This is a genomic window from Leifsonia soli, from assembly GCF_013408745.1.
Lineage (GTDB): Bacteria > Actinomycetota > Actinomycetes > Actinomycetales > Microbacteriaceae > Leifsonia > Leifsonia soli.
Genome location: NZ_JACCBJ010000001.1, coordinates 1,483,987 through 1,504,446, shown reverse-complemented (window position 1 = coordinate 1,504,446; position 20,460 = coordinate 1,483,987). Strand labels below are relative to the sequence as shown.

Here is a 20,460-nt window from a genome sequence, read left to right as displayed (position 1 = left end):
CGCGATGTCGGTGCCCGACACCCCTCCGCCCGCCGCGGCGGACGGCGGAACTGAGCACGTGAGCAACTGGAACCTGCCCAACGCGATCACGGTCGTGCGCATCCTGCTCGCCCCGCTGTTCGTCTGGATGCTGCTCGCCGACGGCGGTGACGACGGCTGGCTCCGGTGGGCCGCAGCGGCCCTGTTCATCGTCGCGATCGCGACGGACGGCGTCGACGGGGCCCTCGCCCGCCGGCAGGGACTCGTCACCGATCTCGGCAAGCTCCTCGACCCCATCGCCGACAAGGTGCTCACCGGCGGCGCGCTCATCGCGCTCTCCATCCTGGGCGAGCTGCCCTGGTGGGTGACGATCGTCATCCTGGTCCGCGAGATCGGCATCACCGTCTACCGCTTCGTGGTGATCCGCCAGGGCGTCATCGCCGCATCGCGCGGCGGCAAGATCAAGACCATCGTCCAGTCGGTCGCCATCTCCTTCGCGCTCGTCCCGCTGTGGACGGTGTTCGGGGACTGGATCTTCTGGGTGAACGGCATCCTCATGACCGCTGCCGTCATCCTCACCGTCTGGACCGGGATCGACTACCTCTGGCAGGCTTGGAAGGGCCGGAGAGCGAAGCGTGCCGTCGCGTGAGCCCTCGGCCACCGAGGCCGTCGTCCGTTCGCTGATCGACCGCGGGCTCACCGTCGCCGCGGCCGAGTCGCTGACCGGGGGGCTGCTCACCGCAGAGCTCACGAGCGTCCCCGGCGCCTCCGCCGTCGTCCTCGGGGGAGCCGTCGTCTATGCGACGGAGCTGAAGCACACTCTGCTCGGCGTGGATGCCGACCTGCTCGCGACGGAGGGCCCCGTCCACCCCGAGGTCGCCCGGCAGCTGGCCGCCGGCGTGCGCGACCGGCTGGCCGTCGCGGGTCGGCGCGCGGACATCGGCGTGGCGACGACGGGTGTCGCCGGACCGGACCCGCAGGGCGGCAGGCCGGTCGGAACCGTCTACGTCGGCGTCGCCTCCGACGCCGGTGCGCGATCGATCGCACTAGCGCTGACGGGAGACCGCGACGGCATCCGCCGGCAGACGGTCGTCGAGGCCGTCAGGGCGCTCGCGGAAGAACTGGGCATAACGGGTGTTTGAGAGTCCCGGATTACCGCGGGAATACGCGGTGTTTCGGTCTGGTTACACCTGCTGCATTCACAAGAAAAGCCCAGTAGCCCTCGATATCGTGGAGCGCAGGGATGCGGTACATTCGTATCCCATCGATACGTCGGCAGGGTAAGAGAGGGAGGCTCCTAATGATTCTTGTACGTCAGGAAATCGGCGACGTGCTCAGGGACTTCCGCCTGCAAAAGGGTCGTACGCTCCGCCAGGTCGCCAGCAAGGCGAGTGTCGCGCTCGGGTACCTCAGCGAGGTCGAGCGCGGGCAGAAGGAGGCGTCGAGTGAGATCCTCGCCTCCGTGGCCGACGCTCTGGAGACGCCGGTCTCGGTCATCATGCGCGAGGTCGGCGATCGGATCGCGGTGCTCGAGGGTCTCGAGCCGGTCATTCCGGACACGGTTCCGGACGAGTTCGTCTCGGCGATGGACTCGGACCTGGTCGCCCGCTGATCCCCGCACGCTCAGGAGGACGCCCCGCTCTCGGCGGGGCGTCCTTCGTTTACCTCCCCCCTGCTCTCCTGGAATAAGGACACATGAAGCTCAGCGAGTTCCAGCGCGCCGTCTCCGACGAGTTCGGCAGCACCTACGGCCAGACGCTGCTGACCGACCTCGTCATCGGCGAACTCGGCGGCCGCACGCCGAACGAAGCCATCGCGGCCGGCCTGTCCCCGCGCGACGTGTGGATCGCCCTGTGCAAGGAGACCGGTGTGCCGCAGTCGCACTGGTACGGCGCCGGCAAGCCCGCCCCCAAGCGCTGATCCGAGCCGCGACACGCCAATTCCGGTTCTCGAAGATATGTTCGGAACTGGCTACACTTCTTCACATCGGCAGTCGAAAACCGGTTGTCCACAGATGCGCGTCCCTCGCTTCGGGTGTCGGACGTCACTCCTAGAGTCGAACCGTAGCGAAGCCCACGAAGGAGAACCGCAAAATGCCATCACCCGCAGACCGCGAGAAGGCCCTGGAAACAGCCCTCGCGCAGATCGACCGCCAGTTCGGCAAGGGCTCCGTCATGCGACTGGGCAGCGACGAGCGCGCCCCCGTCGAGGTCGTGCCGACCGGCTCCATCGCCCTCGACGTCGCGCTCGGCATCGGCGGCATCCCGCGCGGCCGGATCGTCGAGATCTACGGCCCGGAGTCGTCGGGTAAGACGACCCTCACCCTGCACGCCATCGCCAACGCCCAGCGGGCGGGCGGCATCGCGGCCTTCATCGACGCCGAGCACGCGCTCGACCCGGAGTACGCCCGCAAGCTCGGCGTCGACATCGACGCGCTCCTCGTCTCGCAGCCCGACACGGGTGAGCAGGCACTCGAGATCGCGGACATGCTGGTGCGCTCCGGCTCCATCGACCTGATCGTCATCGACTCCGTCGCCGCGCTCGTGCCCCGTGCCGAGATCGAGGGCGAGATGGGTGACGCGCACGTCGGCCTCCAGGCCCGGCTGATGTCGCAGGCGCTCCGCAAGCTGACGGGTGCTCTGAGCTCGACCAACACCACGATGATCTTCATCAACCAGCTCCGCGAGAAGGTCGGTGTGTTCTTCGGAAGCCCCGAGACCACCGCCGGTGGTAAGGCGCTCAAGTTCTACGCCTCCGTGCGACTCGACATCCGTCGTATCGAGACGCTGAAGGACGGCACGGACGCGGTCGGCAACCGGACCCGCGTGAAGGTCGTCAAGAACAAGATGGCTCCGCCCTTCAAGCAGGCCGAGTTCGACATCCTCTACGGCGTCGGGATCTCGCGCGAGGGCAGCCTGCTCGACTTCGGTGTGGAGCACGGCCTCGTGAAGAAGTCGGGTGCCTGGTACACCTACGAGGGCGACCAGCTCGGTCAGGGCAAGGAGAACTCGCGCAACTTCCTGATCGCCAACCCGGACATCGCGGCCGAGATCGAGCAGAAGATCAAGATCAAGCTGGGGATCGTGGCCGACCCGAACGCGGTGGCGGAAGAGCCGTCGAACGTCGGGTCGATCGAAGACAAGCTGCAGGCTCGAAAGGGCGCGTGATCGTGCCCTTCGCCTCCCGGAGGGGATCCTCGTGGTGGTGAAGTTTCCGTCCTCGCCGGAGGGCGACCAGGGCGACGGGTCCGTGACCCCGGAGGCGGGGGAGCGGGAGCACCTGGCTCCCGTGACCCCGCTCCGGCGGGCATCCGATCGCCGCACGGATGGCGACGACCATCCGTCCCGGCGCGGCCGGGCATCGCGAGACGGTGCGGCGCGAGACGGCGCGGCGCGAGATGGCGCGGCGCGACCGGTCGTGGCTCTCCCGGCGGACGGAACTCGGCACGACGGAGCGACGTCTGCCGCCGACGCCGGGTGGAACAACACCTGGGGGGCGGAGCCGGCTGCGCCGTCCCTGGCAGACGAAGCGGAGGCCGACGAGGAGACGGTCCGGCAGGCGCGCAAGACCTCCGGGGTCGCGATCCGCCAGCTGGCTCGGCGGGGCATGTCGCGCTGGGAGCTGGAGCAGCTGCTGAACCGTCGCGAGATCGATCCGGAGGTCTATGGGCCGGAGCTCGATCGGCTGGAGGTGCTCGGCGTGATCGACGATGCCGCTCTCGCTACGACGCTCGCCTTCACCCAGCACAGCCGGAAGGGGCTCGGACGCACCGCGATCGAGCAGGAACTCAAGCGCCGTCACATCGAACCGGAGCTGATCGAGGCCGCGCTGGCCGACATCGGCGACGACGACGAGCTGGAGCGCGCGACGGAGCTGGCCGTGAAGCGCATCGGGCAGCTGTCCACCTACGACGACGAGACCGCGCGCCGACGCCTGCACGGGTTCCTGGCGCGCAAGGGCTATGCGTCCGACGTCGTCCGGCAGGCGATGGATGCGGCGTTCGCGACCCGGCGCTCGCGCGGCGGTTCCGGGGTCCGCTTCCAGTAGCTCAGGGGCGACGTGCCGCCCCGCGGAGCACGTCGCCCGCGGGGCGGAGGGAAACGTAGACTTGTCGCCATCATGAGCATCCTGGAACAGCACAGCGTCATCGCGCCCTCCGAGGCGGCAGTCCGTCCCGACGGCCGGGCGCGAACCTACGAGGTGCGCACGTTCGGCTGCCAGATGAACGTCCACGACTCCGAGCGCCTCAGCGGCTCCCTCGAGGCGGCCGGGTACGTCCCGGCCGACGGCGAGGAAGCCGACATCGTCGTCATCAACACCTGCGCGGTGCGCGAGAACGCCGACAACAAGCTGTACGGCAACCTCGGCCACCTCGCCGGCGTGAAGCGGCGGCACGAAGGCATGCAGATCGCCGTCGGCGGCTGCCTCGCCCAGAAGGACAAGAACGTCATCCTCGAGAAGGCGCCCTGGGTCGACGTCGTGTTCGGCACGCACAACATGGGCGCGCTGCCCAGCCTGCTCGAGCGCGCCCGGCACAACGACGCCGCCGAGATCGAGATCCTCGAGTCGCTCGAGACGTTCCCGTCGACGCTCCCGACCAAGCGTGACTCCTCCTACTCGGGCTGGGTCTCCATCTCCGTCGGCTGCAACAACACGTGCACGTTCTGCATCGTCCCGTCGCTTCGCGGCAAGGAGAAGGACCGCCGCCCCGGCGACATCCTCGCCGAGATCCAGGCGCTGGTCGACGACGGAGCCATTGAGGTCACCCTGCTCGGGCAGAACGTCAACTCCTACGGCGTGGAGTTCGGCGACCGCCAGGCCTTCAGCAAGCTGCTGCGCGCCGCCGGCCAGATCGAGGGCCTCGAGCGCATCCGCTTCACCAGCCCGCACCCCGCCGCCTTCACCGACGACGTGATCGACGCGATGGCCGAGACGCCGTCCGTCATGCCGCAGCTCCACATGCCGCTGCAGTCCGGCTCCGACCGCATCCTCCGCTCCATGCGGCGCTCCTACCGCTCCGAGAAGTTCCTCGGCATCCTCGACCGTGTTCGCGCGAAGCTGCCGGACGCGGCCATCAGCACCGACATCATCGTCGGGTTCCCCGGCGAGACCGAGGAGGACTTCCAGGACACCCTCCGCGTCGTCGAGGCCGCGCGCTTCGCGTCGGCGTTCACCTTCCAGTACTCCATCCGCCCCGGCACCCCCGCCGCGACGATGGAGGACCAGGTGCCGAAGGAGATCGTCCAGGAGCGCTACGACCGGCTCACGGCCCTGCAGGAGCGCATCTCGCTGGAGGAGAACCAGAAGCTCGTCGGCCGCGAGGTCCAGCTGCTCGTCGCCAACGGCGAGGGCCGGAAGGACGCGGACACGCGCCGGCTGAGCGGCCGGGCCGAAGACAGCCGCCTCGTCCACTTCGAACTGCCCGAGGGCTCGGAGGTTCCGCGTCCGGGTGACGTCGTCACGGTGAGCGTCACGCAGGCGGCGCCGCACCACCTCATCGCCGACTCCGCCGACGGCGCGCTCCTCCGCATCCGCCGCACCCGCGCGGGCGACGCCTGGGACCGCGCAGAGGCCGAGTCCTGCGCCGTCCCGGCGCACGGCGGCGCGGCGGCGGGCGCAGCGGCCGGCCGGGTCTCCCTCGGCCTGCCCACCCTCCGCACGCGCGAACCGCTCACCTCCCCGGGCGTCGGCACGATGCCGATCTACGACCCGACGGACGGACAGCGCTGAGCACGGCGCCCGTCCCACCGCTCGTCGCGATCGTCGGCGCGACCGGAACGGGCAAGACCGACCTCTCGCTGGCGCTGGCGGACGCTCTGCGCGCCCGGGGCGGGAGCGCCGAGGTCGTCAACGCCGACGCGATGCAGCTCTACCGCGGTATGGACATCGGCACCGCGAAGCTCCCGGCGGACGACTGGCGCGGCATCCCGCACCACCTCTTCGACGTGCTCGACGTCACCGACGAGGCGACGGTCGCCCGCTACCAGCCGGAGGCGCGCGAGCGGATCCGGCAGATCGCCGGTCGCGGCAGCGTGCCGATCCTCGTCGGCGGCTCCGGCCTGTACGTGTCGAGCGTGCTCTTCGACCTGCGCTTCCCCGGAACCGATCCCGACCTGCGCGCCCGCCTCGAAGCCGAGCTCGCCGAGCACGGACCGGGGATGCTGTTCCAGCGACTGGCCGAGCGCGACCCGGAGGCCGCGCGACGGATCGGATCGCGGAACGGCCGCCGCATCGTCCGTGCCCTCGAGGTCGCCGAGCTGACCGGCACCTCCGTCACCGGCGCGCTGCCCGACGAGCCGGCCCTCTGGCACGAACCGAGCGTGGTCATCGGGCTCACCGCGCCGCGCGAGGAGCTCGTCGCCCGCCTGGACGCGCGCGTCGACCGGATGTGGGCGGACGGCCTGCTCGCCGAGGTGACCGCCCTGATCCCGCAGGGCATCGACCGCGGCATCACCGCCCGCCGCGCGATCGGCTACGCGCAGGCCCTCGCCGAGCTGCGCGGCGAGCTGTCCCGCGCGGACGCGATCGCCCAGACCCAGCAGCTGACCCGCCGCTACGCGCGCCGCCAGGTCAGCTGGTTCAAGCGCTACCCCGGCATCCACTGGCTCGACTACGACGCGCCCGACCTGGTGGATGCCGCCCTCGCGCTGGTCGACGCGGGCACCGGCCGCCGAGGCGAGACCACCCCGGCAGGTCGCTAGGCTGGAGGCCATGGCGACCATCCACTTCACCAAGGGTCAGGGCACCGGGAACGACTTCGTGCTCTACTCCGACCCGGAGGGGCGCCAGCCGCTCACCGCGACCCAGATCGCCGAGATCTGCGACCGCCACTTCGGTGTCGGCGCCGACGGCGTGATCCGCGCTGTCCGCTCCGCCCATCTCCCCGAGGGCGAGGCGGCGCTGGCGGAGGACGACGGCGCCACCTGGTTCATGGACTACTACAATGCCGACGGGTCGCCGGCGGAGATGTGCGGAAACGGCATCCGCGTGTACGTCCGCTACCTGCTCGAGAGCGGCCTCGCCGAGCTCCCGGAGGGCGGGACGATCGCCATCGGCACGCGCTCCGGCGTGCGCGACGTGCAGCGCAGCACCAACGGCTTCCAGGTCGACCTGGGCCGCTGGCGACTCGACGGCGGCGAGCCGCTCGTCCGCGCGAAGGAGCTCGCGGTCGCGCGGCCCGGGCTCGGCATCGACATGGGCAACCCGCACGTTGTGGTCGCGGTCGCCGACGACTCCGAGCTCGACGCGGCCGATCTCTCCTACATCCCGCACATCGAGCCGTCGCCCGAGCACGGAGCGAACGTCGAGTTCGTGGTGCCCCACGAGCCGCTCGTCGTCGATGGCGTCGGCCGCATCCGGATGCGCGTGCACGAGCGCGGCAGCGGCGAGACGCTGTCCTGCGGCACGGGCGCGGCGGCAGCGGCGCTCGCGGTCCGGTATTGGGCAGGCGACGGCGCGCCGAACCAGTGGCGCGTGGAGGTGCCGGGCGGCACGGTCGGCGTCCGCATGTTCGCCACGGAGGACGGCGAGCACGTCGGCCTCTCCGGTCCCGCCGCCCTCGTCTTCACCGGCACCCTCGACCTCGCCTGACCCCCCACCGTCATCCCGATCCAACAGCTCCTGAGTTTTTCGCCCGTTTCGCGGTCGGAAGGGCGAAAAACTCAGGAGCTGTCGGTTGGGGTCAGGCGTCGGCGTGCGAGCGGGCGCGGAGGACGCGGTAGCCCTTGGAGGTCGCGGCGCGCGTCGTGGTCAGCTCCGGGAAGGTCGCCTGGATCCAGCGCTGCAGGGAGTCGCTGCCCAGATTGCGCTGCACGACGAGCCACGCGTCCGATCCCGGCTCCAGGCGGGGGAGCCAGCGCTCCAGGATGTTGTGCAGCTCGTTCTTGCCGACGCGGATCGGCGGATTCGACCAGATCGTCGTAAAACGCACGTCATCGGGAACATTATCCGGCGTCACCGGGTTTACATTGGTGAGACCGAGCTTCTGCGCATTCCTGCGCACCAGGTCCAATGCTCGGGTGTTGACGTCGACGGCCCAGACCGTCGCATGAGGGGATTCGAGAGCAAGTGTGAGAGCCAGCGGCCCCCAGCCGCAGCCGAGGTCGAGGAACTGACCGCCGGGCGGCGCTGCGGGGACATGGTCCAGCAGCACTCGCGTACCCATGTCGATGCGCTCGGGGCTGAAGATCCCGTTCGCCGTCACCAGCTCGTACGTCTGGCCGGCGAGCTGAACGGTGAACGGCCGCAGGTTCAGCTCGCTCTCGGGCGCCGGGGAAAAGTAGTGATCTCCGCTGGCCATAAGCAGACCGTACAGGACACGAACAAACTAGGGTTAACCCGGATCGGGGAACTGAATGACTGATAAGACCGACATCCGCGACCACGACGCTGACGACGTGGTCGCGCGCGTGCTCGCCACGCAGGACAATCGCGCGTCGGTGACGCTGTTCGGCTCGGATGCGTCCTCGCGGGCGCAGGCGCTGCAGGCCGACGCCGTCGACGGCGGACTGCACGACGGCGAGCAGTTCGACCGCGAGGAGCGTGCGGCGCTCCGCCGTGTGTCCGGGCTCTCCACCGAGCTGCAGGACGTCACCGAGGTCGAGTACCGGCAGCTGCGACTCGAGAACGTCGTGCTGATCGGCGTGTACTCGCAGGGCTCCCTGCAGGACGCCGAGAACTCGATGCGCGAGCTCGCGGCACTGGCGGAGACCGCAGGGGCCGCGGTGCTCGACGGTCTGCTGCAGCGGAGGCCGCATCCCGACCCCAGCACCTACCTCGGCCGCGGCAAGGCCGAGGAGCTGGCCGGCGTCGTCGCGGCGCTCGGCGCCGATACGGTCATCGCCGACACCGAGCTCGCACCCAGCCAGCGCCGTGCGCTGGAGGACGTCGTGAAGGTGAAGGTGATCGACCGCACCGCGGTGATCCTCGACATCTTCAGCCAGCACGCCAAGAGCCGCGAGGGCAAGGCGCAGGTCGAGCTCGCACAGCTCGAGTACCTGCTCCCGCGCCTCCGCGGCTGGGGCGAGTCGATGTCCCGCCAGGCCGGTGGCCAGGTGGGTGGAGCGGGCGCAGGCATGGGCTCGCGTGGACCGGGTGAGACGAAGATCGAACTGGATCGTCGCCGCATCCACACGCGCATGGCGCGGCTGCGCAAGCAGATCGCCGGCTTCAAGCCCGCCCGCGAGGCGAAGCGCGCCAACCGCAACCGCAACTCGGTGCCGTCGGTGGCGATCGCCGGGTACACCAACGCGGGCAAGTCGAGCCTGCTGAACCGCGTGACCAAGGCCGGCGTGCTGGTCGAGAACGCGCTGTTCGCCACGCTGGATGCGACGGTCCGCCGCTCGGTGACCGCCGACGGCCGGCTGTACACGCTCGCCGACACCGTCGGCTTCGTGCGCAACCTGCCGCATCAGCTGGTCGAGGCGTTCCGCTCGACGCTGGAGGAGGTCGCCGACTCGGACGTCATCCTGCACGTGGTCGACGGCTCGCACCCGGACCCGGCCTCGCAGCTGGCGACGGTGCGCGACGTGATCGGCGAGGTGGGTGCGCGCGACATCCCGGAGATCGTGGTCTTCAACAAGGCCGACCTGATCTCGGCGGACGACCGCCTCGTCCTGCGCGGACTCGAGCCCGGCGCGATCTTCGCGTCGGCCCGCACCGGCGAAGGGATCGACGAGGTCCTGGCCGCCATCGCGCGGCTGCTGCCCGATCCCTCCCTGGAGGTGGAGCTGGTGGTGCCGTACGACCGGGGCGACCTGATCTCGGCGCTGCACGAGCGGGGTCGCGTGATCTCGACCGAGTACGTGGAGGAGGGCACCCGCGTGACCGCGCGGATCATGCCCGAGTACCACGCGGCGTTCGAGCCGTTCGAGGTGGCCGCGACCTCGTAGCGCGGAGCCGCAGCCCGGAGGCCGGGCGGAACTTCTGTGTCGCTCGATGACACGGGAGGTTCCGCCCGGCCTTCTGCGTTGCTAGATTGCCTGACAACCGAAGCGGGCGACCGCTGACGTGGTGCGACAGCCGAGCCCGGCACCCGCCCGAGTGAATCCCTCCCCGCGATGCCCGCGGGCGGGACGCCCTTGTGCCGCTGTCCGACCATCCGAGGAACCCATGAGCTGTACCGAGGCCCGGTTCTCCTTCGAGCTGTACCCGCCGCGCACCGACCGCGCCGCGGCGGCGCTCCCGGGGACGATCGACCGCCTGGCCGCCGCACGTCCGGATTTCATCTCCGTGACGTATGGGGCGGGCGGGTCGTCGCGCACGGCGTCGCTGGACGTGCTGCGGTACATCCTGGAGCACACCGACGTCAGTGCGATGGCCCACCTCACGTGTGTCGGATCGTCGCACGAGGAGGCTCATCGGTTGATCCGAGAGTTCCTCGACGCGGGGGTCCGCCGGTTCCTCGCGGTGCGCGGCGATCCGCCGGAGGGTCTGGCCGAGGGGGAGGACGGGATCGGCGACATCCGCACGACCGCCGAGCTGGTGCAGCTCATCCACCGCGTCCAGGCGGAGCGCGCCCCCTACGGCGAGCTGGCCGTTCCCGGACTGCCCGCGCAGGCCGTTCTGGAGCACAGGGAGCACGTGCAGATCGCCGTCGCCGCCTTCCCGAACGGGCATCCATCGTCGCATTCCGTCTCGCAGGACATCGACGCCCTCCTCGCCAAGCAGGCGGCCGGGGCGAACCTCGGGATCACTCAGCTGTTCTTCCACGCGGAGGACTATTTCCACTTCGCGCAGCGCGCGGCCGAGGCCGGCGTGACGTTCCCGATCCTGCCGGGCATCATGCCCGTGACCAGCCCCGCGCGGCTGAAGCGGATGCTGGAGCTCAGCGGCGAGGACCTGCCCAGCGACCTCGCCATCGAGCTCGAGGTCGAGCCGACCGACGAGGGCCGCCGCGAGATCGGCATCGCGTGGGCGGCACGGCTCGGCGAGCGGCTGATCGCCGGCGGCGCCCCCGGACTCCACCTGTACACGTTCAACCAGCACGAGGCCGTCCTGTCCGTGCTGGACCGCATCGGCGCCCTCCCGGCGACCAGCGGCATCGCATCCACCACCCCGGCGAACCCGGCCACCGAGAAGGAACCAGCATGACCGACACCACCTCCGCCGCTCCGGCCCGCCCCGCATTCCCGGCGGGCACCATCCTCGGCTACCCGCGGATCGGCCGCCGACGCGAGCTCAAGAAGGCCGTCGAGGCGTTCTGGGCCGGCGCCATCGACGCCGACGAGCTGGAGGCGACCGCCGCCGACCTCCGCGCTGCGACGCGGGAGCGCCTCGCCTCACTCGGGCTCGGCCCCACGGACGCGTCCATCCCCGAGAGCTTCAGCTTCTACGACCAGGTGCTGGATGCGGCGGTCACCGTCGGCGCGCTGCCGTCGCGGTTCGCCGGCCTGGCCGGGGCCGACGGCTCCGTCGATCTCGCGGGCTACTTCACGATCGCGCGTGGCGAGGGCGAGAACCCGCCGCTGGAGATGACCAAGTGGTTCGACTCCAACTACCACTACCTGGTGCCGGAGATCGGCCAGGAGACGCCGTTCCGGCTCGCCTCCGACCGCATCGTCCGCGAGTTCGAGGAGGCCCGGGCGGCCGGCTTCGTCACGCGCCCGGTCATCGTCGGCCCCGTGACGTTCCTGCTGCTGAGCAAGGCGGCGGACGACGCGCCGGAGGGCTTCCGCCCGCTCTCGCGGCTGGCCGACCTCCTGCCCGTCTACACCGAGCTCCTGTCGCGGCTGTCGGCGGCAGGCGCGCCCTGGGTGCAGCTCGACGAGCCCGCCCTCGTCAGCGAGAGCATCGACGAGCCCCGGGATGCTGTGGTCGCCGCCGCGCGGGAGGCGTACGACGTGCTCGGGGCCGCGGCCGACCGGCCCGCGCTCTTCGTCGCAGCGCCCTACGGCAGCCTGGACGACGCCCTGCCCGCGCTGGCCGCCACGCCCGTCGAGGCGATCTCCCTCGACCTCGTGCGCGGATCGATCCCGTCCGGGCTCGACGCGGCGACGGCGTCCGCGCTGGCCGCCAAGACCCTCGTCGGCGGCGTGGTGGACGGGCACAACATCTGGCGCGGCGACCTGGAGGCCGCGTTCGGGAAGCTCACCGAGCTGCTGTCGCTGAGCCCCGACGTCACCGTGTCCACGTCGACGTCGCTGCTCCACGTCCCCCACGACGTGGACGACGAGCCGGAGCTGGACGAGCGCCTGACGTCGTGGCTCGCCTTCGCCGACCAGAAGGTCGCCCAGGTGGCCGTGCTCGCGCGCGGCATCGTGGACGGCCACGAGTCCATCCAGGAGGAGCTGACCGCCGCGACCGCCGCGCTCGCCGACCGCGCGTCCGCGCCGGGCGTGCGCGTCCCGGCCGTGCGCGAGCGCGAGGCGGCGCTGACGGAGGCCGACTTCCGTCGCGGGGCGTACGCGGACCGGCTGGCGGCGCAGGATGCTGCGCTGAGCCTGCCGTTCCTCCCCACGACGACCATCGGATCGTTCCCGCAGACCGCGGACATCCGCCGGTCGCGGGCGCAGCTGGCGAAGGGGCTCATCACCGAGGCCGAGTACCTGGGCCGGATGCGCGACGAGATCAAGCGCGTCGTCGATCTCCAGGAGGAGATCGGGATCGACGTGATCGTGCACGGCGAGCCGGAGCGCAACGACATGGTGCAGTACTTCGCCGAGAACCTGGAGGGCTTCGCGGTCACCCGCAACGGCTGGGTGCAGTCCTACGGATCGCGCTGTACCCGCCCGTCGATCCTCTGGGGCGACGTCTGGCGCCCGGCGCCCATCACGGTCGAGTGGTCGGCGTACACGCAGAGCCTGACCGAGAAGCCGGTGAAGGGGATGCTGACCGGGCCGGTCACCATCCTGGCGTGGTCGTTCGTGCGCGACGACCAGCCGCTCGGAGAGACCGCGCGCCAGGTCGCGCTCGCCCTGCGCGACGAGATCGCGGACCTGGAGGAGGCCGGCATCCGTGTCGTCCAGGTCGACGAGCCCGCGCTGCGCGAGCTCCTGCCGCTCAAGAAGGCTGCGCAGGGGGAGTACCTCGACTGGTCGGTCGGATCGTTCCGCCTCGCCACGTCGGGCGTCGCGAACGGAACCCAGATCCACACCCACCTCTGCTACTCGGAGTTCGGCGTGGTGATCGACGCCATCCGGAACCTGGATGCGGACGTGACGAGCATCGAGGCGGCCCGCAGCCGCATGGAGGTCGTCCACGACATCCAGCGCTCCGGGTTCGAGCACGGCATCGGGCCGGGCGTCTACGACATCCACTCGCCGCGGGTGCCGTCGGTCGCCGAGGTGACCGAGCTGCTGGAGACGGCGCTGCAGGCCATCCCCGGCCGCCAGCTCTGGGTGAACCCCGACTGCGGACTCAAGACCCGCGGGTACGACGAGACCGTCGCCTCGCTCCGCAACATCATCGAGGCGACGCGGGGGGTGCGCGAGCGGGCGGCCGTCAGCGCCTGATCCCGGTCCCGCCGGCGACCTCCGGTCCCGGTACGCTCACGGCGTACCGGGACCGTCGGCGTCCCGGCCGCCGCGCGTGTGAGGATGGGCGCATGGTGCGCATCCCCGACGAGGAGTTCGAGCGGATGGTCGGCGACATCTTCGACGCGCTGCCCGACGACATGGTGCGGCCGCTGGAGAACGTCGCCATCCTCATCGAGGATCAGCCGGACGGAGCGCGGCCACGCCTGTTCGGGCTGTACAGCGGGAGGCCGCTGACCCGGCGCTCGGTGTACGGCTTCGGCGAGCTGCCGGACCGGATCACGCTGTTCCGCAACAACCTGGAGGCGTCGGCGGCCTCGGAGGACGACCTGCGGGCACGCGTGCGGCTCACGCTGGTGCACGAGATCGGGCACTACTTCGGCCTCTCCGACGAGCGGCTGCGCGAGCTCGGCTGGGCGTAGCCGCCCGCCGAGTCGTGAGTCGTCGCCGGAATTCCGGCCGAACGGTGACGTCTTGTCGCCACTCGGCGGGAGGGATGCTGCTCAGACGGCGCGGAGGACCGCCACGACCTTGCCGAGCACCTGCGCGTAGTCGCCGAGGATGGGCTCGAAGTTCGAGTTGCGCGGCAGCAGCCAGGTGTGTCCGTCGCGCTGGCGGAAGACCTTGACGGTCGCCTCCTCGTCGAGCATGGCCGCGACGATGTCGCCGTTCTCGGCCGTGTTCTGGGCGCGGATGACGACCCAGTCGCCGTCGCAGATCGCCGCGTCGATCATCGACTCGCCGACGACCTTCAGCATGAACAGTTCGCCGTTGCCGACGAGTTGGCGGGGGAGCGGGAAGACCTCGTCCACCTGCTGCTCCGCCGTGATCGGGATGCCGGCGGCGATGCGGCCGACCAGAGGGACCATGGCGGCGTCGCCCACCGGCGTCTGGTTCTCGTAGTCCGGAGCGGCGTGGGACGACGAGGGCAGGTCGATGAGGATCTCGAGCGCGCGCGGCCGGTTGGGGTCGCGCCGCAGGTAGCCGCTCAGCTCGAGCTGGTTCAGCTGGTGGGTGACGGACGACAGGGAGGAGAGGCCGACGGCGTCTCCGATCTCGCGCATGCTCGGCGGATAGCCGCGCTGGCTCACCGAGCGCTGGATCACATCGAGGATCGCCAGCTGCTTGTCGCTCAGGTTCTTGCGGCGACGGGTGCCTCCGCGTGCCTGGTTCTCGTTCGACACGGGCGTCCTCTCCTGGCGTCGGCGGTCCTGCGGGGATGCTCCCGGCAGGAATGTCGGTGGTACCTGATCTGATGTCCTCAGACAGTCGAAACTGTATCCGCGTCGGGAAGGGAAGACAAACATGTGTTCGAGTGTGTCGCGAACTTCGTCCCCGAATTCCCGCTCTGAGACCATCTTGCGGATTCGGACATTCGAAGATACATTCGGAACACAGCTTCGCACCCGCGAGTCTGAGGAGGTCACGACAATGAGTGCAGTACTGATCAGCGAGTCGGTTCCCACCCTTCGTGCGGTCCCGCCACTGCCCGAGGGAGCACGGGTCCGCCTGCGGCTCACGCGTCGCGGTCGCGCTGTGCTGTCCGCCCTCGTCGCACTGCCGCTCGTGATCGGCGCTCTCGTCTTCGCCCTCAACGGCGGCGGCGCCGTCGCCACCGGCGAGCAGACCCATGTCAGCTTCCAGTACGTCACCGTGGAGTCCGGCGACTCCCTCTGGTCCGTCGCGGAGCGCGTCGCACCGAACGCCGACCCGCGCGACGTGATCGCCGACATCGTCTCCCTCAACGGTCTCGACTCCGCCGTCGTCTCGCCCGGCCAGCAGCTCGCCGTCCCGGCCAAGTACGCGCACTAGGGCCACGGTGCGCGCAGCTGTGGCGCGATAGGCGCCGGGGCAGGCGGTGGTGCACAGCGCTTTCGCGCCCGAGCCGATCTGGCCCTCTCGTTGCGGCCGGACGTCGTGCTCCGTCGCAGGGCGTCATCCGGCGAGGCGGCGCCCGGGCGCTGACTACGATTGAAGGGTGACTTCTCTCTCCAAGCTGCCGATCCGCGACGACCTGCGCGGTCGTTCGCCGTACGGCGCTCCGCAGCGTCCGGTGCCCGTCGCGCTCAACGTGAACGAGAACACGCATCCGGTGCCGGAGGACGTCGCCGCCGACATCGTCGCCCGCGTCGCCGCTGCGGTCGGCGGAGTGAACCGCTACCCCGACCGCGAGTTCACCGAGCTGCGCACGGCGTTCGCCCGCTACCTCGGCCACGACCTGACGGCGGAGAACATCTGGGCGGCGAACGGCTCCAACGAGGTGCTGCAGCACATCCTGCAGGCCTTCGGCGGCCCGGGGCGGACGCTGCTCGGCTACGCGCCCACCTACTCGATGTACCCGCTGCTCGCCTCCGGAACGGGCACCGCCTATGTCGCCGGCGCGCGCGACGCCGATTACGAGCTGAGCCCGGAGACGGCCGTCGCCGAGCTGCGCGAGCACGACCCGGACATCGTGATCCTCTGCTCGCCGAACAACCCGACCGGTACGCCCCTCGGGCTGGAGACCATCGAGGCCGTCTACGACGCCACCCCGGGGATCGTCGTCGTCGACGAGGCGTACGCCGAGTTCATGCCGGACGGCGTGCCGTCCGCCCTGACGCTGCTGCCTGGTCGTCCGCGCCTCCTCGTCTCGCGGACCATGAGCAAGGCGTTCGCCTTCGCGGGCGCGCGGGTCGGCTACCTCGCCGCCGACCCCGCCGTCATCGACGCCCTCCGGCTCGTTCGGCTTCCGTACCACCTGTCGGCCCTGACCCAGGCCGCCGCCCTCGGCGCCGTGGCGCACTCCGACGAGATGCTGGCCACGGTCGGAGACATCCGGCATCAGCGCGACCGGCTGGTGACGGAGCTCGCCCGGCTGGGCTACACGCCGCACAGGAGCGGCAGCAACTTCGTGCTCTTCGGCGGGGTGGACGACCCGCACGCGACATTCGAGGCCCTCGCCGAGCGCGGCATCCTGATCCGGGATGTCGGCATCCCGCACCACCTGCGCGTCACCGCGGGAACGGAGGCCGAGACGACCGCCTTCCTGGAGGCTCTGGCCGCCCTCGGCCGGCCCGCGCAGGACGACGCGGTCGCCGACGACGCCCCGGACAGGGTCCGGAACGCCCCGGTAGACTCGGACGCATGACGAATCGCGCCGCCACTGCCACGCGGGAGACGAGCGAGTCCAGCATCGAGCTGAGCCTCGACCTCGACGGCACCGGCACCTCCGACATCCGGACGAGCGTTCCCTTCTACGACCACCTGCTGACCGCGTTCGCCAAGCACTCGCTCACCGATCTGCGCATCCGCGCGACCGGCGACACCGACATCGACGTCCACCACACGGTGGAGGACATCGGCATCGTCCTGGGCCAGGCGATCCGGGAGGCGCTCGGCGACAAGTCGGGCATCTCGCGGTACGGCGACGCCCTCGTTCCGCTCGACGAGGCCCTGGTGCAGGCGGTCGTGGACATCTCGGGCCGCCCCTATCTCGTGCACACCGGGGAGCCCGCCGGCTTCGAGCTGCACCTGATCGGCGGCCACTTCACCGGCTCGATGGTCCGTCACGTCTTCGAGGCGATCTCTTTCAACGCCCGCATCACGACGCACATCACCGTCGTCGGCGGCCGCGACCCGCACCACATCGCCGAGGCCGAGTTCAAAGCCTTCGCCCGCGCGTTCCGGCAGGCGAAGGCGCTGGACCCGTTGATCAGCGGCATCCCGTCCACCAAGGGTGCGCTGTGACCGTGGCGCGCACTCCGGGCAGCACGCCTCGGGTCGTCGTCTTCGACTACGGCACGGGCAACGTCCACTCGGCCGTCAAAGCGCTGGAAGCGGCGGGGGCCGACGTCGAGCTGACGGGCGACCGCACGCGCGCGCTCGAGGCGGACGGCCTGCTGGTGCCGGGGGTCGGAGCGTTCACCGCCGTGGCCGAGGCGCTGCGCGCGTCCCACGGCGACGAGGTCGTCGACCGACGCCTCGCGGGCGGACGGCCGGTGCTCGGCATCTGCGTCGGCATGCAGGTCATGTTCGAGCGCGGCGTCGAGAACGGGGTGGAGACCGAGGGGCTGGGGGAGTGGCCGGGGACGGTCGACCTGATCCGCGCCGACGTCGTTCCGCACATGGGCTGGAACACGGTCCGCGCGCCCGAGGACTCAACGCTCTTCGCCGGGCTGCGCGATGAGCGCTTCTACTTCGTCCACTCGTATGCCGCCCAGGACTGGACGCTGGAGGCGTCCGGACCGTTCGCCCAGCCGAAGGTGACCTGGGCCGACCACGGCTCGCCGTTCGTCGCCGCGGTCGAGAACGGCCCCCTGAGTGCGACGCAGTTCCACCCGGAGAAGTCGGGCCGCGCCGGCATCCAGCTCCTCCGCAACTGGGTCGACGCGCTCTAGCCGTCCCGACCTCGCCGACTCCGGCTCCACCCGTCCGCCGCCGCGGACCGACACGAGGGAACACATGACCGACTTCATCAGCACGCCCCGGCTCGTCCTCCTCCCCGCGGTGGATGTGGCGGACGGCAAGGCGGTTCGCCTCACCCAGGGCGAGGCCGGCAGCGAGACCAGCTACGGCGACCCGGTGGAAGCCGCGGCCGAGTGGAAGGCGGCGGGCGCCGAGTGGATCCACCTGGTCGACCTGGACGCCGCGTTCGGCCGTGGGGAGAACCGCTCTCTGCTGAAGAAGGTCATCCGCGAGGTCGACGGCGTGAGCATCGAGCTCTCCGGCGGCATCCGCGACGACGCCTCCCTGGAGCACGCCTTGGAGGCGGGGGCGACCCGCGTCAACCTCGGCACCGCCGCGCTGGAGAACCCGGAGTGGGCCGCCAGCGCGATCGGCCGATACGGCGAGGCGATCGCCGTCGGGCTGGATGTGCGGGGGACGACCCTCGCAGCGCGCGGCTGGACGCGCGAGGGCGGCGACCTCTGGGAGGTGCTCGACCGCCTGGAGGACGCGGGCTGCGCACGCTACGTGGTCACCGACGTCACCAAGGACGGAACGCTGCGCGGCCCGAACCTGGAGCTGCTGCGCCAGGTGCTCGACCGCACCGAGCGTCCGGTCGTCGCCTCCGGCGGCATCTCCGACCTCGACGACATCGCCGCTTTGCGCGAGCTGGTGCCGCTGGGGCTCGAAGGCGCCATCGTCGGCAAGGCGCTGTACGCCGGCGCGTTCACGCTGCCCGAGGCGCTGGATGTCGCGGGACGCTGACGACGCCGAACCGCACGGCGGCGACGGTGCCCGGGGCGACGGTGCCCGGGGCGACGTTGCCCGGGGCGACGGCGCCGGCCGCGCCGCGCCCGGTGTGAGCACCCCTCTCGCGCGCCCCAGCGAGGAGGGCGCCGCCCGGCTGGCCGGGTTCGCCGCCTCCCTCGCCGACTCGGCCGGTCAGCCGTGGCAGGGGCGCGAGTTCGACGACAATCCGTTCGGCGAGGACGACGGCTCCGCTCCAGCCGCGCTGCTCGGTGCGCTGGCCGCCTTCCGCGCGGGAGAGACGGGCGCGGAGACGGTGGTGGATGCGCTGCGCGACGTCCGTCTGCTCGTCCCGCTGATGGCGGAACTCGGCGACGAGGGCCGAACCGACGCCGGGATGCGCGTCGACAAGACCCAGGAGCTCTCGATCGTGACGGTCGCGGGTCCCGACGGGCGCACGGTCCAGCCGGTCTTCTCGTCGGTGACCGCGCTGCAGACGTGGAACCCGGCCGCGCGCCCCGTCCCCGTCGACAGCCGCCGGGCCGCGCTCGCCGCCGCGGCGGAGGGCACGGAGCTGATCGTGCTCGATCCGACCTCCGAGACCGAGTTCGTGCTGCGCCGGCCCGCGGTCTGGGCGATCGCGCAGGGGACGCCGTGGCTGCCGAGCGACCGCGACGCCGAGGTGGCGTCGGCCTTCGGCGCGTCCATCGCGTCGGAGCTCGGCGTCCACGAGGTCACGCTGCTCCCCGGCGACCCCGGCAGCCGGCTGGCCGGTGAGGAGCTCGTGGTGCGGCTGTCCCTCGCCGCCGGTCTCACGCGCGAGGAGCTGGACGCCATCCTGTCGCGCCTGGCGCAGCGGTGGGCGGCGGACGACGTGATCGCCACCCGGGTCGACTCGCTGCGGGTGCAGCTCGTCGCCTCCGGGGACTGACGCGGCACGGCCGGTCCGTGGGCGGATGCGGCGCTTAGGCTGGAGGGACCATGACCGTCTTCGCCGCCATCGTGCTCTTCCTCAACACCCTCTTCAACGTCTTCGCCTGGCCTCGGTTCTTCAGCAGGGTCCGCACGGACGCGCGAGCCCGAGATGCGGCTGGGCGCGCGACGCCGTTCCTGATCGTGCACGGCGTGCTGCTCGGGGCGGCGCTGCTGCTGGCCGCGCTCTCCGCTGTGGCGGGTGTGCTGCTGCTGGTGGCAGGCTGAGGGCATGCCTCTCACCATCACCGGCGACGCCGAAGCCGACGCCCTCCTCGACCAGTCGCCGTTCGCCCTGCTGACCGGGATGCTGCTCGACCAGCAGATCCCGATGGAGACCGCGTTCGCCGGTCCGGCGAAGCTGCGCGACCGGCTCGGCTCGCTCGAGCCGGCCACGATCGCCGCGCTCGACCCGGAGAAGCTGGCGGAGGTCATGAAGCAGACGCCGGCCGTCCACCGCTTCCCCGGGTCCATGGCCGCGCGCGTGCAGGCGCTCGCCGCGGCGATCGTCGGCGACTGGGGCGGAGACACCGCGGCGATCTGGACCCGGGGCGACCCGGACGGCGCCGAGGTGCTGCGACGGCTCAAGGCGCTGCCGGGATTCGGCGAGCAGAAGGCGAAGATCTTCCTCGCGCTCCTCGGCAAGCAGAAGGGGCTGACGGCCCCTGGCTGGCAGCAGGCTGCTGGGGACTACGGCAGCGAGGGCTACCGCTCGGTCGCCGACATCGTCGACGCCGACTCGCTCGCCCGCGTTCGCGAGCACAAGCGTGCGATGAAGGCAGCGGCGAAGGGAAAGTGACCACAGGAGGCGGCCGCCGGCGTTCCGGAGGCCGCCGCTGTGGAGAACCCGCTCCTGTCGGTGGTCGCC

Annotated in this window: 23 protein-coding genes; 21 read left to right on the top strand and 2 right to left on the bottom strand. The window is 71.1% G+C overall.

The features are described 5' to 3' along the window. The first annotated feature begins 4 nt into the window (after positions 1-4). From pgsA to dapF, 9 genes are all read left to right on the top strand, one after another. The gene (gene pgsA, locus BJ963_RS07295; RefSeq protein WP_089909832.1) at positions 5-628 is read left to right on the top strand and encodes a CDP-diacylglycerol--glycerol-3-phosphate 3-phosphatidyltransferase; all 624 of its coding nucleotides are present in this window, start codon (positions 5-7) and stop codon (positions 626-628) included. Continuing rightward, positions 615-1,121, top strand: a complete 507-nt coding sequence (locus tag BJ963_RS07290) for a nicotinamide-nucleotide amidohydrolase family protein (protein WP_179455590.1) — start codon at positions 615-617, stop codon at positions 1,119-1,121. The genes pgsA and BJ963_RS07290 overlap by 14 nt, the downstream gene beginning before the upstream one ends. A 158-nt stretch (positions 1,122-1,279) precedes the next feature. Next, positions 1,280-1,591 (top strand): helix-turn-helix domain-containing protein, encoded by a 312-nt coding sequence (locus BJ963_RS07285; protein WP_018191455.1) that lies wholly within the window; start codon positions 1,280-1,282, stop codon positions 1,589-1,591. An 83-nt stretch (positions 1,592-1,674) separates the two neighbouring features. After that, positions 1,675-1,899 carry a DUF3046 domain-containing protein gene (locus BJ963_RS07280; RefSeq protein WP_089909838.1) on the top strand — a complete coding sequence of 75 codons (225 nt, stop codon included), beginning with the start codon at positions 1,675-1,677 and terminating at the stop codon, positions 1,897-1,899. 173 nt (positions 1,900-2,072) lie between these two features. Then, entirely contained in the window at positions 2,073-3,146 is a 1,074-nt protein-coding gene (gene recA, locus BJ963_RS07275; protein WP_089909842.1) for a recombinase RecA, read from the top strand. A 37-nt stretch (positions 3,147-3,183) separates the two neighbouring features. Beyond that, positions 3,184-4,026, top strand: coding sequence for a regulatory protein RecX (locus tag BJ963_RS07270; protein WP_343037238.1), 843 nt, complete (start codon positions 3,184-3,186; stop codon positions 4,024-4,026). A 72-nt stretch (positions 4,027-4,098) separates the two neighbouring features. Beyond that, on the top strand, positions 4,099-5,709 hold the full coding sequence (miaB, locus tag BJ963_RS07265) for a tRNA (N6-isopentenyl adenosine(37)-C2)-methylthiotransferase MiaB (RefSeq protein WP_179455588.1): 1,611 nt from the start codon (positions 4,099-4,101) through the stop codon (positions 5,707-5,709). Continuing rightward, a complete protein-coding gene (miaA, locus tag BJ963_RS07260; protein ID WP_179458062.1) occupies positions 5,706-6,680 on the top strand; it encodes a tRNA (adenosine(37)-N6)-dimethylallyltransferase MiaA in 975 nt (324 codons plus the stop codon). The genes miaB and miaA overlap by 4 nt, the downstream gene beginning before the upstream one ends. Positions 6,681-6,690: 10 nt before the next feature. Then, positions 6,691-7,569, top strand: a complete 879-nt coding sequence (gene dapF / locus BJ963_RS07255; protein WP_179455586.1) for a diaminopimelate epimerase — start codon at positions 6,691-6,693, stop codon at positions 7,567-7,569. 91 nt (positions 7,570-7,660) lie between these two features. Here the strand turns inward: dapF and BJ963_RS07250 are convergent, their stop codons facing one another. Further along, positions 7,661-8,278 carry a class I SAM-dependent methyltransferase gene (locus BJ963_RS07250; protein ID WP_172824176.1) on the bottom strand — a complete coding sequence of 206 codons (618 nt, stop codon included), beginning with the start codon at positions 8,276-8,278 and terminating at the stop codon, positions 7,661-7,663. A gap of 55 nt (positions 8,279-8,333) precedes the next feature. Between BJ963_RS07250 and hflX the strand changes: the two genes are divergently transcribed. The 4 genes from hflX to BJ963_RS07230 all read left to right on the top strand — a co-directional run bounded on the left by hflX (position 8,334) and on the right by BJ963_RS07230 (position 13,873). Next, on the top strand, positions 8,334-9,869 hold the full coding sequence (gene hflX / locus BJ963_RS07245; protein ID WP_179455583.1) for a GTPase HflX: 1,536 nt from the start codon (positions 8,334-8,336) through the stop codon (positions 9,867-9,869). A gap of 220 nt (positions 9,870-10,089) precedes the next feature. Further along, complete coding sequence (locus BJ963_RS07240; protein WP_179455581.1) at positions 10,090-11,070, top strand: methylenetetrahydrofolate reductase; 981 nt, start codon at positions 10,090-10,092, stop codon at positions 11,068-11,070. Continuing rightward, on the top strand, positions 11,067-13,430 hold the full coding sequence (metE, locus tag BJ963_RS07235; RefSeq protein ID WP_179455579.1) for a 5-methyltetrahydropteroyltriglutamate--homocysteine S-methyltransferase: 2,364 nt from the start codon (positions 11,067-11,069) through the stop codon (positions 13,428-13,430). The genes BJ963_RS07240 and metE overlap by 4 nt, the downstream gene beginning before the upstream one ends. Before the next feature lie 92 nt (positions 13,431-13,522). Further along, entirely contained in the window at positions 13,523-13,873 is a 351-nt protein-coding gene (locus BJ963_RS07230) for a metallopeptidase family protein (RefSeq protein WP_089909864.1), read from the top strand. 81 nt (positions 13,874-13,954) lie between these two features. On the opposite strand, the gene lexA is transcribed toward BJ963_RS07230, so the two are convergent. After that, positions 13,955-14,635, bottom strand: coding sequence for a transcriptional repressor LexA (lexA, locus tag BJ963_RS07225; protein ID WP_089909867.1), 681 nt, complete (start codon positions 14,633-14,635; stop codon positions 13,955-13,957). A gap of 247 nt (positions 14,636-14,882) precedes the next feature. Between lexA and BJ963_RS07220 the strand changes: the two genes are divergently transcribed. The 8 genes from BJ963_RS07220 (at position 14,883) to BJ963_RS07185 (ending at position 20,391) form a co-directional block, all read left to right on the top strand. Beyond that, on the top strand, positions 14,883-15,263 hold the full coding sequence (locus BJ963_RS07220; protein ID WP_218857035.1) for a LysM peptidoglycan-binding domain-containing protein: 381 nt from the start codon (positions 14,883-14,885) through the stop codon (positions 15,261-15,263). 166 nt (positions 15,264-15,429) lie between these two features. Next, complete coding sequence (locus BJ963_RS07215; protein WP_179455577.1) at positions 15,430-16,578, top strand: histidinol-phosphate transaminase; 1,149 nt, start codon at positions 15,430-15,432, stop codon at positions 16,576-16,578. Continuing rightward, positions 16,575-17,177, top strand: coding sequence for an imidazoleglycerol-phosphate dehydratase HisB (gene hisB, locus BJ963_RS07210; protein ID WP_179455575.1), 603 nt, complete (start codon positions 16,575-16,577; stop codon positions 17,175-17,177). The genes BJ963_RS07215 and hisB overlap by 4 nt, the downstream gene beginning before the upstream one ends. After that, positions 17,174-17,827 (top strand): imidazole glycerol phosphate synthase subunit HisH, encoded by a 654-nt coding sequence (hisH, locus tag BJ963_RS07205; RefSeq protein WP_179455573.1) that lies wholly within the window; start codon positions 17,174-17,176, stop codon positions 17,825-17,827. The genes hisB and hisH overlap by 4 nt, the downstream gene beginning before the upstream one ends. A 64-nt stretch (positions 17,828-17,891) precedes the next feature. Next, positions 17,892-18,638 carry a bifunctional 1-(5-phosphoribosyl)-5-((5-phosphoribosylamino)methylideneamino)imidazole-4-carboxamide isomerase/phosphoribosylanthranilate isomerase PriA gene (gene priA / locus BJ963_RS07200; RefSeq protein WP_179455571.1) on the top strand — a complete coding sequence of 249 codons (747 nt, stop codon included), beginning with the start codon at positions 17,892-17,894 and terminating at the stop codon, positions 18,636-18,638. Next, positions 18,622-19,551 carry an SseB family protein gene (locus BJ963_RS07195; RefSeq protein WP_246298006.1) on the top strand — a complete coding sequence of 310 codons (930 nt, stop codon included), beginning with the start codon at positions 18,622-18,624 and terminating at the stop codon, positions 19,549-19,551. The genes priA and BJ963_RS07195 overlap by 17 nt, the downstream gene beginning before the upstream one ends. Positions 19,552-19,601: 50 nt before the next feature. Beyond that, on the top strand, positions 19,602-19,820 hold the full coding sequence (locus BJ963_RS07190) for an SCO4848 family membrane protein (RefSeq protein WP_089909883.1): 219 nt from the start codon (positions 19,602-19,604) through the stop codon (positions 19,818-19,820). A gap of 4 nt (positions 19,821-19,824) precedes the next feature. Beyond that, entirely contained in the window at positions 19,825-20,391 is a 567-nt protein-coding gene (locus tag BJ963_RS07185; RefSeq protein WP_179455569.1) for an HhH-GPD-type base excision DNA repair protein, read from the top strand. Positions 20,392-20,460: the final 69 nt, after the last annotated feature.